Source organism: Nocardia spongicola (assembly GCF_047200775.1).
Taxonomy (GTDB): domain Bacteria; phylum Actinomycetota; class Actinomycetes; order Mycobacteriales; family Mycobacteriaceae; genus Nocardia.
The window spans coordinates 196,279-213,524 of record NZ_JBJZOO010000007.1 but is presented as its reverse complement, the minus strand read 5'-3'; the positions used below and the strand labels follow the sequence as shown (position 1 = coordinate 213,524).

Sequence of the window (17,246 nt, the reverse complement as noted above, 5' to 3'; positions counted from 1 at the left end):
TCGCGATGGACGGCCCTTCTGGTACCGGGAAGTCGAGCGTTTCCCGGCGCCTGGCCACTCGGCTCGGCGCGCAGTACCTCGATACCGGCGCCATGTACCGGGCGGCGACGCTACGTGTGTTGCGCGCGGACATCGAGCTCACCGATACCGCGGCGATCGCCGCCGCGATCAAGGAGCTGCCGCTGACCGTCGGTACCGATCCCAGTCATGAGGTGATCGAGCTCGACGGTGAGGATGTCGCCGCGGAGATTCGTGGTGATGCCGTCACCAAGGCGGTCTCGGCGGTCTCGGCGGTACCCGAGGTCCGTGAGCTGCTTGTCGCGATGCAGCGCGATATCACGGTAGGCGCACGACGGATCGTGGTGGAAGGCCGTGATATCGGCACCGTGGTGCTGCCCGCGGCGGATGCCAAGATCTACCTGACCGCCTCCGCAGAGGCGCGCGCGCACCGGCGTAACCAGCAGAACATCGCCGAGGGGCGGGGCGACGATTACGCAGGCGTGCTCGCCGATGTGCAGCGTCGCGACAACCTCGACTCCACTCGCACGGTGTCTCCGCTGCGTCCCGCTGTGGACGCGGTGCGGGTCGATACCAGTGACCTGGGTATGGACGAGGTTATCGATGAGCTGTATCACGTTGTCGCACAGCAGGTTTCGGTATTCCACGGGGGAGTCGGCCGGTGAGCGGGGATGTGCTGGCCGGTGATGGCGTCTGGAGTGACGAGACCGACTGGGAGCTCGCCGAGCTAGAGGGCGCTTTCGAAGACGAGGCACACGTCGCCATGCCGACGGTCGCGGTTGTCGGTCGCCCGAACGTCGGTAAGTCGACGTTGGTGAACAGAATCCTCGGTCGTCGGGAGGCGGTGGTGGAGGACATCCCTGGGGTGACCCGTGACCGGGTGTCCTATGAGGCGAACTGGGCAGGGCGTCGTTTCCTGGTCCAAGACACCGGCGGGTGGGAGCCGGACGCGAAAGGGCTGCAGCAAGCGGTGGCCAAGCAGGCCGAACTGGCTATGCGCACCGCCGATGCGATCCTGCTCGTTGTCGACGCCGTCGTCGGCGCCACCGCTACCGACGAAGCGGCGGTGCGGAAGCTGCGGCGCGCCACGGTCCCGGTGATCTTGGTCGCCAACAAGGTCGATGACCAGCGGGTCGAAGCCGAGGCAGCGGCATTGTGGTCACTCGGCCTCGGTGAGCCGCGGATGGTCAGCGCCTCGCACGGTCGCGGTACCGGTGATCTGCTCGATGACATCCTCGAGGTGCTCCCGCAGACCCCGAGGGAGGGAACCGGTGGCAGCGGTCCCCGCCGCGTTGCGCTGGTCGGCAAACCCAACGTCGGTAAGTCGAGTCTGCTGAACAAGCTGTCCGGGGACGAACGATCGGTAGTGCACGATATCGCCGGCACCACGGTCGACCCCGTCGACTCTCTGGTCGACTTGGGTGGCAGAGTCTGGAAATTCGTGGATACCGCCGGATTGCGCCGCAAGGTCGCCAATGCCAGCGGCACCGAGTTCTACGCTTCGCTGCGTACGAAGTCCGCGCTGGAGGCCTCGGAGGTGGCGATCATGCTGATCGATGCCGCCGAGCCGATCACCGAGCAGGACCTACGGGTGATCAGTATGGTCGCTGATTCGGGGCGCGCGTTGGTGCTGGCGTTCAACAAGTGGGATCTGGTGGACGAGGACCGCCGTCTGCAACTGGAGCGTGAGATCGACCGCGATCTGATCCGGGTGCCGTGGGCGCAGCGCGTGAACATCTCCGCGCATACCGGGCGTGCGGTACAGAAGCTGGTCCCTGCCATGGAGACCGCGCTCGAGTCCTGGGACAAGCGTATTTCGACAGGCAGACTGAACACCTGGCTGAAGGAAGTGATCGCCGCGACCCCACCGCCGATGCGGGGCGGCAGACTGCCGCGTGTGCTGTTCGCTACTCAGGCAGCCACCCGACCGCCGACCTTCGTGCTGTTCACCACCGGTTTCTTGGAGGCGGGCTATCGTCGCTTCCTGGAGCGCAGGTTGCGCGAGGAATTCGGCTTCGCGGGCTCACCGGTCCGCATCTCGGTGCGGGTGCGCGAGAAGCGGGATCGTTCGAGGAAGTAGCCCTGCTCGGCTTCGCCTCGGCGGTGAGCGACCGAAATGTAAGCTATGCCCTGGTATGGGTTGCATTTCGGCGTCCACCCGCGCGCGGTCAGCGAATTCCTGGCATTATCTGGTAAATGGTGATTCCCAGCATATTGCCGGAAAGTCCAGTCACCGTGACGCCATTCCAGGCGGAATGGCAAGTACGCCTCGCCGACACTGAGGGGGGGCAACGCCTGCGACTCGACGCTGTCGCCCGTTACCTGCAAGATATCGGCTACGACCATCTCGATATCCTCGAAGACGGCGACGCCCACCGCGGATGGGTGGTGCGCAGGACGGTGATCGACGTCCTCAAACCTATCGGCTTCGGCGAGCGGGTCACCCTGAGCCGCTGGCCTTCGGCGATGTCCACCCGCTGGTGCACCATGCGTGTCCAGGTCTGCGGTAGCGAAGGCGGGCTGGTCGAGACCGAGGGGTTTCTGATCCATTTCGATACCGAAACCGGCGTCCCGGCCCGGATGAGTGACCGCTTCATGGCACCGATGCTGGCCTGTACGACCGAACACCGGGTCCGTTGGAGACCAGCGCTCACCGACCCGATACCACTCGTGGGCGAACCCGGCGTGCGGACCAGGCCGTTCCCACTGCGGTTCACGGACATCGATCTGCTCGATCACGTGAACAACGCGATCTATCTCACCGCACTCGAAGAGGTTCTTGCCGAGTACGCCGAACTGAAGTCGAGCTCGCACCGTGCGGTGATCGAGTACGGTAAGCCGGTGCGGTCCGGCGAAGAGATCCGGCTCATCACTCGCTGTACCGATTCGGGTCTCGACATCTGGTTCGCTGTCGAAGCGGACATTCGCGCGATCGCCCGCGTCACCCCACGCTGATATCGGACCCGTATCGTTCCTGGCTACTGCGGAATCCGGTCGATTTCCTGTTCCCCTTTCGGCCTGGAGGCCGGTGGGTATCCGACCGCCATCGAATTCAGTTGGGAACGAGGAACGTTTGATGACACGTGAGTTCACGACAGTACTCGTGGTGGTTCGTTCCTCGGGTTCGCGATTCCCACGATCATGGGTGAGGTGCGCAGGCATTTCGGGACAACAAAGGAGAACCGGCATCCTCGGACCGGGTATGTCAGTACACCGTGTCCTCCAGTTCGGTCAACGCGGTCTCGAAATGGTCGAGCAGCGTCGACACATCAGGTACGGCGCGGCGGCATGCCACGATGCCGAGGTCGAGATTGTCGGCATTGCTGGTGAGGGTGATGTTCACCGCTTGGCCATCGAGCGGGATCGATAGCGGGTAGGTGGCGTCGAGGCGGGCCCCGTTCCAGTACCGGGGTTCGCGTGGCCCTGGGATATTGGAGATGACGATATTGAATGGTGGGCTTGTCAGCGCGGCGGTGGCGGGTAGCAGCAACGATAGTGCGAGCGGGCTCAGTGCCAGCGCGGAAAGGGCGACCGCCTGCGCCGGAGCGAGCGCACGGTAGATCTCTTTGCTCCGTCGCATCGCGGAACTGATCGCTGTGAGCCGCTCGCCGGGGTCGGCCGAGTCGGTGGCGAGGGGGCACAGTAGTGCCGCTATGGAGTTACCGCCGGAATCGCTGTCCTCGGATTCGGGACGCAGTGAGACCGGCACCATCGCGATCAGTGGCTTGTCCGGCAGTGCGTGATGTCCGACCAGATAGGTGCGCAGTGCGCCCGCTGATATGGCGAGTACGACATCATTGAGCGTGGTGTCGGTCATTTTCTCGATCTGCCGGATGCGGTCGAGCGGCCAGGAGCGGGTGGCGCAGCAGCGGGCCCCGCCGATCGGGACATTGAACACGGTACGTGGTGCGGCGAACGGCAAGGTGAGTTGTTGCTCGACCAGGGCGGTACGAGCCAGACGCAAGGCTGTGGTCGCCGAACCGGCCGCGGTGGCCAGTGCCTGCGCTGTGGCGCCGAATGCGCGCAGGCGCCGCGGGGTACGGTTGGGCCGGGCCGAGGCGGGCAGATGCCAGGGTGCGGGCGTTTGCCTGGAATCGGGGTCGTTGGTGAGCATGCGCTGCAGCAGGTGTTGGGCGGCGACTCCATCGGTGAGAGCGTGGTGCATCTTCGTGTACAAGCCGATCCGGTCGCCCGCGATTCCTTCGATCAGGTGCGCTTCCCACAGCGGCCGATGGCGGTCGAGCAGGGTGCTGTGCAGTCCGGAGGTCATGTGCACCAGGGCGTCCGGATCACCGGATTCCGGTAGCGCCCAGCGTCGCACGTGGTAGTCGAGCTCCACCGTAGGGTCGATCGTCCAGGCCAGCTGCGGGGTACCGAGCAACCGCGCCGGACGTTTACGAAAGAAGGCGCGGACGTTCCGGTTCGCGGTCAGTGTGGCGTATGCCTGGCGGGCGAACTCCGGTCCGGTGCGGTCCATCGGGTCGAAGATCTGCAGCGCGCCCACATGCATCGGATGTTCGCGTGTTTCCGCGATAAGGAACAGGGCATCCACCGGCGAGATGAACTCCACGGGCAGCTCCTTCCTGGCGACATCGCGCCTGGCCACGGTCTGATTCGGATAGTGGAGTGTCGGTACAGGATGTGCTCATGGCGCCGGACGAGGAACTGCGTCGCTCGCACGAAGAATCCACCAACCGATGATTCGATACCGAATACGGCCCGGCTGGGCGGTGCGTTGTACAGATATGCGCGGGAGCGTCAGGAAAGGCGACTCACCGGCCAGTCGTGCGGTAGCCCGAGACATTCGCTGATCATGGTGATCGCGGTATGCAGTGCCTGGATTTCGTCGACGCCACTGGCTATCGCGGCACCACGTTCGCTGATGTGGAACCGGCACAGGTGGCTACGCCGGTCCGCCGACAGGTAGGGCCTGCCGATGATGATCGACAGCGAGCCCTCGTCGTCGTGTAGCGTGCGCGCCGCGATGAGGGCTTGTGGCTCGTGTCCGGCCGCCTTGACCGGGGGCGATGGTCGGAGGGGTGTGGCGGGGAACTGCGGATCGGATGGCTCGACCACCTCGAACCGCGCGCCCTGGTTATTGGCCTCGCGCAACGCCGCGGCGATCGCCTGGAAGGCCCGGTACAGCGCGGCGATGGAATCGACACCGTGCGTCCATCGTTCGCCGATACCTTGGATCCGGAAGCCACACACTACCCCGGTATCACCAGGAGCCATCTGTGGTTTGCCCACCTCGATCGAGACTTCCCGTGCCGCGTCGGTAACGGTGCGGGTGGCGATGACCTCTCTGATGCGTCGCCATTTCGTGCTCGCGATGGTACCGCCGGGTTCGGACGCACGCACTGCGGGCGTGGCCGTGTCACCAGTGACCCGTGCCGATATCGCTCCCATGAAAAGAGGAGTACCCAACTTACCCACGTGTCTACCCTGCGGATACGGTGACCTGGACCGCAGAGCCTGCGGAAGGGCAGCCGACCAGCAGTACCGACAATTCGGTTATTCCAGCTATCCAGTGGTCGACGCGCGTCGAGTTTGGCAGGCTGTCGCCCAGATGTGCTGGTGTGCTTGCGACGAGGAGGGGCGAACGAAGTGATAACGATTGCACAGCTGCAAGCGGTTCTGTCGATTCTGCGTATCGACCCGGACGTGGTCGGTGTGCGGTCGGGTGATCCGGCCCCGCGTGATCCGAATACGGAGCGTATGTTGCTGGCCGGTTTGCTACATCGGGTGGCGGGCAGTGCGCTGCGGCAGATCGTCACTTCGGCGACGGACGACGAAGCTGTCGTTCGCGCCGTCACGATGAGTACGGTGCCTCTGCGCGGCGAAAATCCTACGGAGCAGGTACTTTTCGATGCGCATTGGCTACACGACCGGATCGGTACCTTGGCCGAGTGCGCCACGGTGGACCCGGTACCGGTGCTGCTGGATGCCGCCGCCCGCGCTGTGGCCGCGGCCGAGGCGCTGCTTCTGCTCAGCCGGAATCCGCGTGGTGACGATGCGGATACCCGATGGGAATGGGCGCTCGACGACTTGGGGCACGCTTATCACTTGATCAACGATGAGCGTGTCGGGCGCTCCAACACGGTGACCGCCCCGCTGTAGCGGGGCGGTCCGGGTGAGTGACATCTGCTCGGCCGCACTGTCGGTCCGGTCCGAGCGGATGTCACTCGGATGTTGCCGGTGTTGACTGTGCTGCCTGTGCGGGCTTATCGGCGAAACGTGTGGTGTTCTCGGTCGCCTGCAGCGTGGTGAGCAGGTCGATACCGCCCACGATCAAGGTAGGGCCGCCTGCCGCGATGGTCCCGAGGATGCCGCCGACACTCGCTCCGGTCAGCAGACCGGCCACGCAACCGGCGGCGATGGTGGTGAGACAGCCGATCGTGGCGCCGAGCGCGGTGCCGACGAAACTGCCGATCGCGGTGGCGAGTCCGAACTGTCCGGCGAATTCGTTACGGGCGCGCTGGTTCTCGGTCAACGAAGCGATCGGTGTGGCGACCAGTGGTTCCGTAATCGTGAGGTGCTCGGGTTCAGCAGGTTTCAGCTCCAGGACCGTGCGGTCCTGCTTCAGTTCCGGCTGCACCGGGATCGCGGTGCCCCCCACTCTGAAGTCCAGTGGCAAGGTCATGACGAGGTGGCCGTCGTGGTCACGGACGTCGAGTACATCGACTACCGCGGCGGTATCGACCGGGGTGCCGTCGCGATCGACGAGCACTCCGTCCCGCAGCGCTGGGCGTGCGTCGATATCGTCCATCGGCTGATCCCGCAGCCCTTTGGACAATTCGAAGGTTCCGCCTTCGAGTGAGGTCACCACCGTGTGATCGACGAGTTCGGCCGAATAGGTAATGGTGGGCGCGGGCTCGGCATAGGCAAGGCCTGCACCGATGATCAGCGAGCCGATGGCCGGAATCGTTGTCGCGGTCATGCCGCGCAGTCGCATGATGTATCCAATCCTTCATCAGGTCTGTCACTGCGTTCGGCGCAATCGAATCCGCGTCCCGGCGTCGCGTATGCGGTCGAACACATTCAGGGCAGCCTATCAGTGTGGGTGAAACGGGATGCATGTACAGCTGGATCTCTTTCGGCTCGTACCTGTCGAGCCGGGCCGGTGTCTTTCCCTATGCGGGTTCGGGGCGGGAACTGTCTTGCGGGGATTGTCTCCGAAAAATTGCGGTGGTACTGTCCAGACATATGTCCAGGTATGTGTCTCAAGCAGTGTCCGGCTGATATCGTCCGCCGAGGTCGTGGTACTGCATCCGGATAGCTGGTGCTATCCGGTGCGATGCCCGCCGGTGCTGTGCCGATGGCCTGTGGCTATGACACCGTCACCTCGAAAGGTATGACCGATGCCAGGCTTTGCTCGCGCCGAACTCGATGAGATGGTCCAGCGCTGGATTACCGAGAACCAGCGCTGTGAGGAGAAGGGCGACTGGAAGCCGCTCGCGCAGATGTACACCGAGGAGGCCACGTACGGCTGGAACTACGGCTCTACCCAAGAGTTCATGGCGATCGGCCGGGACGAGATCCGTGAACTGGCCCTCGGTCAGGAAATGACCGGGTTACAGGGCTGGACTTATCCCTACCAAGAGTTCGTCGTCGACGAACGCACCGGCGCTGTTGTCGGGTTCTGGAAACAGATCAGCGAGGCAAGGCGTCCGGATGGGAGCAACTACTCGCCCGCGGGCATCGGCGGCAGCTGGTTCCGGTACGGCGGCAGTTTTCAATGGTCGTGGCAGCGTGATTTCTTCGACTTCGGCAATGTCTCGGCGTTGTTTCTGGAGATGATCACGAACAACGCGCTCTCGCCCGGCATGCAGCAGCGTATCGAACGCTCGGCCTCCGGAACGCCGCTGCCGGGGTGGTATCGCATCGGCGAGTCACCCGCCTCGCTGTGGTAACCGTTATGTCCGCACCGTCCAGCCGGTTCGCCGCTCTCGACCGGGCCACCTTGGCCACCATGATTCCCGAATTGCTCCTGTGCGGGCACCTCATCGACCGTTCCGGTATGCCACAGTGTCTCGCCGCGTTCGGGCGCCAGGGGATGACCGCGGTCGCCATCGAACAGTGGCAGCTGGCCAGCCCGGTCTACACCCGCCGGATGCAGCGGGCGTTCGGTTTCGCCGGTGACGGTGTGGTGACCGTCTTCAAAGGTCTGCAACTGGATATCGGCGCGCCCCCGCAGTTCATGGATTTCCGGTTCCGCGTCGACGATCGCTGTCACGGTGAGTTCTGGCTCGACCATTGCGGCGCGCTGGCCGATGTGGAGCCGATGGGGGAGGAGTTCGTGGTGGCGATGTGCCACGATATCGAGGATCCGACCTTCGACGCATCCGCCGCGGCCACCGATCCACACGCCCGGGTCCGGCCGCTGCATCGGCCGCCGCGCGTACCGGCCGACCGGAAACCGGTGTGCGCCTGGACGGTGACCATCGACCCGGCCACCCCGCCACTTCCGGTACCGCCTGCCGCCGAACTCGTCGCGGGGTCGATGGCGGCCGGATTACGGTTGGCGGCGATCGACCCCGACGACGAGGGACGACCGGATTATTCCGGTCCGTTGCTCAGCGACCTGCGGTTCGCCGACTTCTCTCGCTCGGCGCTGATCCGCCTGGCCGAGGAGGTCTGCCTACAACACCATTTGCTCACTCTCGGTTTCATGATCGCTGTGCGTCTGCGCCTGGAGGCCGAGGCTGCTGCGGATATCGGCCGCAAACAGTTCACCGGGATCGCCGGACTCACCAGTGCGCGCCTACGCACCTGCCTCGGTCTCGGCGATGATGTGGCCGCTCTCGCGATGGTGCTTCGCCTGCATCCAGCTCTGAACCCCTTGCCCTACACCGGGATAACGGTCGCCGAAACCTCCGACAGGGTCCGGCTGACCATACCGGCCCGCAGCGGTGCGCACACCGACCGAACCTGGCCGTCGATGCTCGATCCCGCCCATCTCGGCCCGTTGAACGCACTGGCGCGTGGGGTGAATCCCCGCTTTTCCGCCGCAGTCGTCCGCGCCGATGACCAGGAATGGTGCGTCGACTTCACGCTCGGTGCGCAACCGTTCGAGGAGGCGCCGGAGGTCGCGCTTACCCGTTTCAGCACCGGCGCCACCTTCGGTTTCACCGACCGAGGCATCCCGCTTCCGCTCACCGTGGTGTGATCGACCGGCGTTCGGCCACGCGCTAGGAGTTTTTCGGGTATCGGTCAGTCCGTGTGATCCGGCGCCTGCCTCGCCCCGGCCCGCCGCCGATAGCGGACGGTGCACGGCTGAACGAGTTGTACGACCATTTTGGAGTGGTCGTTGCGGTAGCTGTCCGACGGCTGGGTCATCTCGAATTCCCAATCCCGCAGCAGCAGAGAGAAGATCGCCTTCAGTTGCATCAGTGCGAACGCCGCGCCGACGCAGCGGTGGCGGCCCGCGCCGAAGGGGATCCAGGTCCAGCGGTTGACGATATCCGCTTGATTGGGATCGATATAGCGGCCGGGATCGAAGGTATCCGGATCGGGAAAGTCCTCCGGAATTCGATTCGAGATCGCCGGGGTGGCGGCGACATGGTCTCCGGGAGCGATGCGATGACCGCGCACCTCGAATTCGCCACGAGCCACCCGCAGCAGGATGATCAATGGCGGGTGCAGGCGTAGCGTTTCCTTGAGTACGGCTTCCAGCCAGGGGATTCTGCGTAATGCGCTGAAACTGATATCGGAGCCGTCGGCGTAGAGCTCATCGAGTTCGGCGACGACCTGCCCGAGTACCTCGGGGTGGCGTAGTAGTTCGATGATCGTCCAGGCCGCGGTTCCCGAGGTGGTGTGGTGGCCTGCGAACATCATGGAGATGAAGATGCCGGTGATCTCGTCGGCACTGAACCGAGGTGTGCCGTCCGCGCCGGGGATCGAGATGAGGACGTCGAGCATATCCCGGTCGTCCTTGTGCGCGGGTGGGTCGGCGATCCGGCGGTCCATAATCGCTTGGACCAGGTCGACCAGCTCGGCGCGTGCCTGGTCGCGGCGGCGGAAACTGTCGATCGGGGCGTACGGATCGACGTAGGCCAGTGCGTCGGTGCCGCGTTCGAGGTCGTGGTACAAGTGCGCGAATCGGCTGTCGAGTTCATTGCGGAATTTCTCGCCGATCAAGCAGGCCGAGGAGGTATAGATGGTCAGCTCGGCGAAGAAATCGAGCAAATCTATTTCCCCTTCGTCACCCCAGCGTGCCAGCATCCGCTCCACCTCAGCGGCGATGGTCGCGGCGTGCCCGCGCATCTGCTCAGCGCGTAATGCTTGGTTGTGCAGCATCTCCTTGCGCCGTTCCGGATCGGCGTCGAAGACTACTCCTGCGCCGAAGATGGGTTTCATGAATGGATAGGCGGCGGCCTGATCGAGGTCGGTATCGCTGGAGCGGAAGAAGAATTCGTTGGCCTCCGCGCCGGACAACAGGATGACATTGCGGCCGGCCAGATCGAATGCTCCGATGTCACCGCATTCGTCACGGACCCGGCGCATCAGCCCGATCGGATCGATACGGAACTCCTCCAGGTGACCGTGTGTGTGGTCGCCTCCGGATACTCGTCGTGGCTTCGCCAGAGTCATGGCAGTCCTATCCCATATAAGTGTCCGGGCTTATAGATAGACACCTGTCTGGACGATACTATGGTAAATGAGCGCCGAGCAAGGGGCGTGCCGCCTGCGTGAAGATCTCGATCACGCCGCGCGTGTCTACTTCGATGAAATGTCTGAAATGTCGTGCTATTCCGATTGGGGGGCGGTCTGCTCGCACTCCGGGATTTTTTTGGACGCTCGAGCTGTTCTTTCTCGATGGGTTGCAGAAAGTTCGCTGATCGGAATCACGGATTCGGTGGTATTCGGCCACGCTCGGTGGTGCAGAAGAATGGGCGGGTAACGAAGGAGTGCTCCGTGAGCTGTATCACCTTCGTGTCGGTGACGGCGTCACCAGTGGCATCGTGGCTGAATAGCTGACCGTGCGATTTCGATCGACGGTCTGTGCGGGCAGAGCTATTCATGCTGGTTGTTCGTGCGGCCTTCTCGATAGGCAGCTTCAGTGGCGTGGTAGCCGTTGCTCCGGGTGTGCGCGCCGCAGACCACCTTCGGCGCGCCTTTCAGGCGATCGCCACCGGTGGATCGGTCGATGCGCACAGGCGCTGCGCTCCGCCGTATCGGACCGGAGAACGCAGCCGTACAGCTGATGTGATATAGGCCATAGAGGTGAGTACTCTTGACTTCAGGGACGAGAATCGCCGCGGCGAATGTCCATCGGTCCGACCGCAGGTCGGAGCATGTGGCAGGCGAGAAGAACGTGGAGGAATGGACTACGAGGAGTGGGGTGGCATCTGTGCCTGACTCCGAATCCGGTCTCTCGGTAGCACGGCCGGAGATCGAGCTGTCGTGGAAGCGATCGAAACTCTGTGGTGTCGTGCCCGAGTTCAATGGCTTGGTCGAGCTTCCGGTGGCCGAATTCGATCCGAGCAGCCAGCTGCTCGCCGCCGCGGCACCGGTGCTGGACCAGATGGCCGACCAGCTCGCGGGCACCGCGTTCAGTCTGCTGCTCGTCGACCGTGACTGTCGTCTGGTGTATCGGTGGTTCGACGATCCACGGTTCGAATCCGTGCTCGACGGGCTCGGTATCCGGGACGGAGCGCGCCTGGCCGAGCAGACGATCGGAACCAACGCACTCGGCACGGCGATGGAGACCCGCGCTGGGATCATCGTGAACGGCACTGAGCACTACATCGAACCGTTCAAGATGTTCACCTGCTACGGGCACCCCATCCGGCATCCGGTGACCCGGCGTCTGGAAGGCGTACTCGATATCACCGGAGCATCCGCAGGCGTGAATCCGCTGTTGGCGCCGTTCCTCATGCGGGCAGCGGAAGATATCGAACAGCGGCTGCTCGATCAGGCGAAGGCATCGGAGCGGGCCCTGCTGGCCGCTTTCCAGTCGGTTTCACGGCAGCGCCGCGCGGTCGCCGCCGTCGGTGACGACATCATGCTGACCAATAAATCGGCCCTTGACCTTCTCGGCCCGGCCGATTACGCCGTGATGCGCATGCTGACCGATGAACTGGACCGCAGTGCCCACTCCGTCGAACTCACCCTCGCCTCCGGCTTGGCGGTACACGCGCGTCTGGCGCGTATCGCCGGGGCAGGTAGCGGCACCCTGTTCCATTTCGAACCGATCGAAACGCGCACCGCACGCCCGGTGCGGCACCTAGGGCTCAGCGAGGGTGAGAGCGCGCACACCGGACCGTTCCTGGTGACAGGTGCGCGCGGTACCGGGCGTAGTACCGAGGCGCGCAAGCTCGCAGGCGGGGCGGACGTGGATTTCTTCCACAGCGCCGACGTCGCGGTCGAGGGCGAACAAGAGTGGGCGAAGCGATTGCGGGAGCGGCTCGGCCGAGCTGACGGCGCCGTATGCGTGGAGCATATAGATCTGCTGCCGCATTCGCTGATCGACGTGCTCACCGCCGCGATCTCCGCTGATCGCGGCCCCAAGCTGATCTTCACTGCCCTGCCGCTATCGGAACTGGGCGGTGCGCAGGCCGCACTGGCCGCGGTCTGCCTGCACCGGGTGGAATTGCCACCGTTGCGGGACCGTGGGACCGAGCTCGCCGAGATCGCGAAACGCATCGTCCGGGAACTGGATCCCACCGCTGATATCCGACTGCTGCCGAGTGTGATCGAAGTTCTGGCCGCCCAGCCGTGGCCGGGCAATCTGCACGAACTCAAGGCCGTTTTGGCGCATGTGGTGCGGCATCGGCATAAGGGCGATGTGACCGTCGGCGATCTTCCCGCTCCCTATCGGCTGGCATCACGGGTACGGCGGCTGTCGGGCCGAGAGCGTGCCGAACGCGATGCCATCATCGAGGCCCTGCGCCGCCACGACGGAAACAAACTCAAGGCCGCGCGCGACCTCGGAATCAGTCGCACCACCTTGTACGCGCGACTCAAGGCGCTGCGCATCACCGACGGCGGGCTGTTCATTTCCTGAACACTTCACTGCCGTCCCGCGTGGCTAACTTGGTGTAGTCCCCGGCACCACGCTGGAGCAGCATGGTTACGGAGGCAGTCCAGGAGATATCGGGATGATCGCGGCGATGAGAACCGATCGCGATCCACGGTGCGGGAGCTTCTCTCCGGCACTACGACACTGTGGCAAGGGCGCCCTTCGGCCGATATCGATCTTCCTGTTGAACCCGGAGGCAGGACACACACCCGGCACAAGGGTGCTGCTTCCACCGTTTGATGGCAGAACATCTCACCCAGGAGAGCGAATGACGAAGATCTTTGGTTCCCGGTGCACTCCAGGTGATAGCGCAATCGGAGATTCTCGGCGTGCCCACCTTCCTGCTCGTCCCCAGGGACTGTGCCCTTCTTTTCCCAGGAACTCCCCGATGACCAGCGTGCAGCCGACACGGCGGGTCCGGCGCATCCACATCGAGTCCGGCGCCCTGAAGCTGGATTACCAGGCATCGGCAGAGCAAGCCGAGCATGTGGCCGAGGCGTTGGCCAACGGCCACCGCAAACTGGGCCTGGTGGTCACCATCGACGACGAGGTGAACGAGAATATGCCACCGCTGCCCTGCGGGATGCTGTGGGATTAGTCTCGACTGGAGGCAGTGTCGGCCGGGAGTAGCGATGGACGCGAAGTGCTGGCGGAGCCGGTTCATGGGGGTATCTCATGTTCAGCTGTCCACTCCGCGGCGCCACGCTACTGCCCGGCCTAGGCATACGGTGGCCCAGTGGGCGCCGCCGTCAGTCGGTCGGGCCGCCCGCCACGTAGATCACCTGTCCGGATACGAAGCCTGCGCCCTCACTCACCAGGAACGAAGCGGTATGCGCGATGTCTTCGGGAGCACCCACGCGCTGCACCGGTATCTGTGCGGCGGCGGCCTTCTGGAAATCCTCGAATGGGACACCGACGCGCGCGGCGGTGGCCGCGGTCATATCGGTCACGATGAATCCTGGGGCGATGGCATTGGCTGTGACGCCGAATTTCCCCAGCTCGAATGCCAAGGTCTTGGTGAACCCTTGCATTCCCGCTTTGGCCGCCGAGTAGTTGGCCTGACCGCGATTGCCGAGCGCCGAGGTGCTCGACATATTGACGACACGACCCCATTTCTGCTCGACCATGTGCTTCTGCACCGCGCGCGTGAGCAGGAAGGCGCCGCGCAAGTGCACGTTCAGCACCGCGTCCCAGTCGTCGACGCTCATCTTGAACAGCAGATTGTCGCGCAGAATGCCTGCGTTGTTCACCACGACGGTCGGCGCGCCCAGATCACTTTCCAGCTGCGCGATCGCGGCGGCGACCGACTCCTCGTTCGAGACATCGGCACCGAGCGCGACTGCCTGCCCACCCGCGCCGGTAATCGCCTCGACGGTGTCGGCGCAGGCCGCCGCGTCGAGATCCAGCACTCCGACACGCAGCCCGTCCGCGGCCAATCGCTTGGCGATCGCCGCGCCGATTCCTCGTGCGGCGCCGGACACTACTGCAACTCGCTCGCCCATGAGCGCATCCTTTCGTCGGTCGGAAGGTGATTCAGTCATACCGCACTCGGTCGAGCACTGCGGCACTGCGGCATCGCGGCATGGTGTGTGGTGATAACCCGCCCCTGCTCACAAGCTTTCGTCCATGGGGTATCTGCCGTCGAAGTTCGACCGGTCTCCGAGACCGTAGTTCAGCACCAGATCATCGGCGATCCGGATCAGGACATCGCGTCCTTCCACCGCGCCTGCCCACTCCATCGGCAGTCCGGAGACGCCATGGACAGCGCCGATCAGATTGCCTGTCACCGCGCCGGTGGAATCGGAGTCGCCGGAGTGGTTCACCGAAAGCAGCAGTGCGGAGCGGATGTCTCCGGTTCGGCCTGCGTGCAGCGCGCAGTACACCGCGATAGCCAGGCACTCCTCGGCGATCCATCCCTCGCCGACCTGTTCGACCTGTTCGGCGGTGGCCCCCTGCTCGGATGCTTCGAACAACTCGACAGCCCGGGTCAGCGCCGCCGCTGTCTCCGCCCCGGCGGGCGCGGACAGCAGTTGCGTTATGGTCTGGTGCACCGCGCTCAACAGCTCGATACCACTGACCACCCGGTCGACCAGCGCCGCGAACGCCCCCGCGGCGAGATATCCGGTGGGATGCCCATGGGTCAGCTGCGCCGCTCGCGCCGCGATGATGAATGCCTGTTCGGGGCCGACGCCTGCCAGCCCGAACGGTGCGGACCGTATCACCGTGCCGCACCCTTTCGAATCGGGATTCACCGGTCCGGGTTCGCCGAGGGCGGACGGTGCGAGATAGCCCCGCGCCTGCTGCTGCAACCCGGACATACACGCATTTCCCGGCGCGCGCACCGCGTACAGGAACGGCAGGCTCGCCAGCCAGCCATCGCTCGCCGCCGCTGGTCCTTCCTGTGTCTGCGTCTGTAACCAGCGCAGATACGCCCGTCGCAGTGTCGGTACCGGATCGGTGCCCGGAGTGGATCGCAACAGTCCTTCCGCGGTGAACAGGGTCATCTGGGTGTCATCGGTAATGTGCTGCGGCTCGTTTTCGGCATGCTGCGGGAGAAAACCCGCCACACCTTTCTCGCCGTAGTTCCGGCGGATCTGCGGTAACTGCAGGAATTCGATGGGCCACCCGAGTGCGTCACCGACCGCCCCTCCCAGTAGAGAACCCCTGACTCGATCGAAGACCGCCATGTAATCCATCACAAAACGTCATCATGTCGTATTCGGTCCGGCGGTGTTTCATTCCTGGAGCTCGGCGCCATGACGCGATCCGGCCCTCCTGCGGCCGCTATGGACGGCATTCGGGCTGGATTCGGACGTAGTACGCAGCGGAGCGTCGGGCCGGAAGTTCGCCGTGGAATCTCGGGAAGTTATGCGGGGTATATGCAAAGAGAGGTGAATATCACAAGATGGTAACGAATAGTGCCTGGTTGCGGACAAGCGAGTGACGACTTGCGCGGTACGGCGGATCGGAAGTGTAGCGGGATGAGGGGATCCGTATGCCGCGCGGTCGGTAATTCTCAACGAAAGGTGTCACTGATGCGGTCTTCCCGCACCCGATCCCGAATATCTCTGAGCAGAGTCCACCGCGCGTTGCTCGCCCCGATCCTCGCGATCGTGGTGATCTTCGGGACCGCGGTCGTCGGCCTCGCGCCGACGGCGTCGGCGGCATTCAACCCGGCCGGGATCGATTTCTGGGTCGATTCGAGCATGGGGCCGATCAAGTCGCGCGTATTCCGGGCGGCCGACGGCAATACCGACCGCGTCGTATACGCACTGGACGGTATGCGCGCCAGGGAGGATCTGAACGGATGGGAGATCGAGACCGAGGTCGTCAGGGAACTGACCAAGTGGAACATCAATGTGGTGATGCCGGTCGGCGGTCAGTCGAGTTTCTACGCTGACTGGAACGCGCCGTCGAGCTTCCTCGGCATCAAGTCCGGCTCCGGCTCCAAGTCCGGCTCCGATTCCGGTTCGGCCTCTGGCTCCGCGTCCGGCTCCTCGTCGGGTTCCGGCGGTCTGCAGGTTTTGTCCGGAGGGCCAGGGAAGTCCTACACCTATAAGTGGGAGACGTTCCTGACCAGAGATCTTCGTTACGCCCTGCGGGACCGCCTCGGCTTCAACCCGAACCGGAACGGAATCTTCGGTTTGTCCATGGGCGGTAGCGCCGCGCTCACTCTGGCCGCCTACTATCCCGAGCAGTTCAGCTTCGCGGGCTCGTTCTCCGGATATCTGAACATCTCCGCTCCGGGTATGCGTGAGGCGATCCGCGCCGCCATGATCGACGCTGGCGGCTACAACGTCGACTGCATGGCCGCACCGTGGGATGCCAAATGGCTGCGCATGGACCCGTTCGTCTTCGCGCCGAGGCTGATCGAGAACAACACCCGGCTCTGGGTATCCGCGGGCAGCGGCAGGCCGACGGCTGCCGATCGGCCGAGCTTCAACACCCTGACCGGTATGGGACTAGAGGCACTTGCCCAGGTGAACACGCGCGCCTTCCAAGTTCGTATGGCGACACTCGGCGCGGACAACATCACCTATGACTTCCCGGCCTTCGGTATCCACGCCTGGAACACCTGGCAAGACGAAGTCATCCGAATGATCCCCGATCTGTCGGCATCCATCGGCTGAGCCCGGCGGCGCCGCGCCGCTCGGTCTGCCGTATCCGCCCCGCTGTATCCCGCGTGCCCGCGCGGGATACAGCG

General features: G+C 64.2%; 15 protein-coding genes. 9 read left to right on the top strand and 6 right to left on the bottom strand.

Translation table 11 applies throughout. The annotated features are described in order from the left end of the window. Positions 1-5 precede the first annotated feature (5 nt). The 3 genes from cmk (at position 6) to ACL02S_RS16025 (ending at position 2,973) form a co-directional block, all read left to right on the top strand. Entirely contained in the window at positions 6-683 is a 678-nt protein-coding gene (cmk, locus tag ACL02S_RS16035) for a (d)CMP kinase (protein ID WP_412803242.1), read from the top strand. Beyond that, positions 680-2,098 carry a ribosome biogenesis GTPase Der gene (gene der / locus ACL02S_RS16030; RefSeq protein ID WP_412803212.1) on the top strand — a complete coding sequence of 473 codons (1,419 nt, stop codon included), beginning with the start codon at positions 680-682 and terminating at the stop codon, positions 2,096-2,098. Before cmk ends, der begins: the two co-directional genes overlap by 4 nt. Before the next feature lie 116 nt (positions 2,099-2,214). Continuing rightward, positions 2,215-2,973: an acyl-[acyl-carrier-protein] thioesterase gene (locus tag ACL02S_RS16025; protein ID WP_412803211.1), complete on the top strand. Its 759-nt coding sequence runs from the start codon at positions 2,215-2,217 to the stop codon at positions 2,971-2,973. Between the two features lie 250 nt (positions 2,974-3,223). On the opposite strand, the gene ACL02S_RS16020 is transcribed toward ACL02S_RS16025, so the two are convergent. Then, positions 3,224-4,588 carry a WS/DGAT/MGAT family O-acyltransferase gene (locus ACL02S_RS16020; protein ID WP_412803210.1) on the bottom strand — a complete coding sequence of 455 codons (1,365 nt, stop codon included), beginning with the start codon at positions 4,586-4,588 and terminating at the stop codon, positions 3,224-3,226. 188 nt (positions 4,589-4,776) lie between these two features. Beyond that, the gene (locus tag ACL02S_RS16015) at positions 4,777-5,427 is read right to left on the bottom strand and encodes a DUF6968 family protein (protein ID WP_412803209.1); all 651 of its coding nucleotides are present in this window, start codon (positions 5,425-5,427) and stop codon (positions 4,777-4,779) included. A 198-nt stretch (positions 5,428-5,625) separates the two neighbouring features. On the opposite strand from ACL02S_RS16015, the gene ACL02S_RS16010 reads away from it, so the two are divergent. Next, positions 5,626-6,138: a hypothetical protein gene (locus tag ACL02S_RS16010; protein ID WP_412803208.1), complete on the top strand. Its 513-nt coding sequence runs from the start codon at positions 5,626-5,628 to the stop codon at positions 6,136-6,138. Positions 6,139-6,199: 61 nt separating this feature from the next. On the opposite strand, the gene ACL02S_RS16005 is transcribed toward ACL02S_RS16010, so the two are convergent. After that, positions 6,200-6,973, bottom strand: a complete 774-nt coding sequence (locus ACL02S_RS16005; protein WP_412803207.1) for a DUF8020 domain-containing protein — start codon at positions 6,971-6,973, stop codon at positions 6,200-6,202. Positions 6,974-7,379: 406 nt separating this feature from the next. Between ACL02S_RS16005 and ACL02S_RS16000 the strand changes: the two genes are divergently transcribed. Then, positions 7,380-7,931 (top strand): nuclear transport factor 2 family protein, encoded by a 552-nt coding sequence (locus ACL02S_RS16000; protein ID WP_412803206.1) that lies wholly within the window; start codon positions 7,380-7,382, stop codon positions 7,929-7,931. Between the two features lie 5 nt (positions 7,932-7,936). Continuing rightward, positions 7,937-9,187, top strand: coding sequence for a hypothetical protein (locus ACL02S_RS15995; RefSeq protein ID WP_412803205.1), 1,251 nt, complete (start codon positions 7,937-7,939; stop codon positions 9,185-9,187). A 44-nt stretch (positions 9,188-9,231) separates the two neighbouring features. On the opposite strand, the gene cyp51 is transcribed toward ACL02S_RS15995, so the two are convergent. After that, positions 9,232-10,611: a lanosterol 14-alpha demethylase gene (cyp51, locus tag ACL02S_RS15990; protein WP_412803204.1), complete on the bottom strand. Its 1,380-nt coding sequence runs from the start codon at positions 10,609-10,611 to the stop codon at positions 9,232-9,234. A 760-nt stretch (positions 10,612-11,371) separates the two neighbouring features. Between cyp51 and ACL02S_RS15985 the strand changes: the two genes are divergently transcribed. Then, complete coding sequence (locus ACL02S_RS15985) at positions 11,372-13,027, top strand: sigma-54-dependent Fis family transcriptional regulator (protein WP_412803203.1); 1,656 nt, start codon at positions 11,372-11,374, stop codon at positions 13,025-13,027. Between the two features lie 403 nt (positions 13,028-13,430). After that, positions 13,431-13,640 (top strand): hypothetical protein, encoded by a 210-nt coding sequence (locus ACL02S_RS15980; protein WP_412803202.1) that lies wholly within the window; start codon positions 13,431-13,433, stop codon positions 13,638-13,640. A gap of 151 nt (positions 13,641-13,791) precedes the next feature. Here ACL02S_RS15980 and fabG read toward each other — a convergent pair whose 3' ends face one another. Beyond that, positions 13,792-14,544 carry a 3-oxoacyl-ACP reductase FabG gene (fabG, locus tag ACL02S_RS15975; RefSeq protein WP_412803201.1) on the bottom strand — a complete coding sequence of 251 codons (753 nt, stop codon included), beginning with the start codon at positions 14,542-14,544 and terminating at the stop codon, positions 13,792-13,794. Positions 14,545-14,652: 108 nt separating this feature from the next. Continuing rightward, positions 14,653-15,738, bottom strand: coding sequence for an ADP-ribosylglycohydrolase family protein (locus ACL02S_RS15970; protein ID WP_412803241.1), 1,086 nt, complete (start codon positions 15,736-15,738; stop codon positions 14,653-14,655). Positions 15,739-16,077: 339 nt separating this feature from the next. Between ACL02S_RS15970 and ACL02S_RS15965 the strand changes: the two genes are divergently transcribed. Then, positions 16,078-17,172: an alpha/beta hydrolase gene (locus tag ACL02S_RS15965; protein WP_412803200.1), complete on the top strand. Its 1,095-nt coding sequence runs from the start codon at positions 16,078-16,080 to the stop codon at positions 17,170-17,172. The last annotated feature ends 74 nt before the right edge of the window (positions 17,173-17,246 follow it).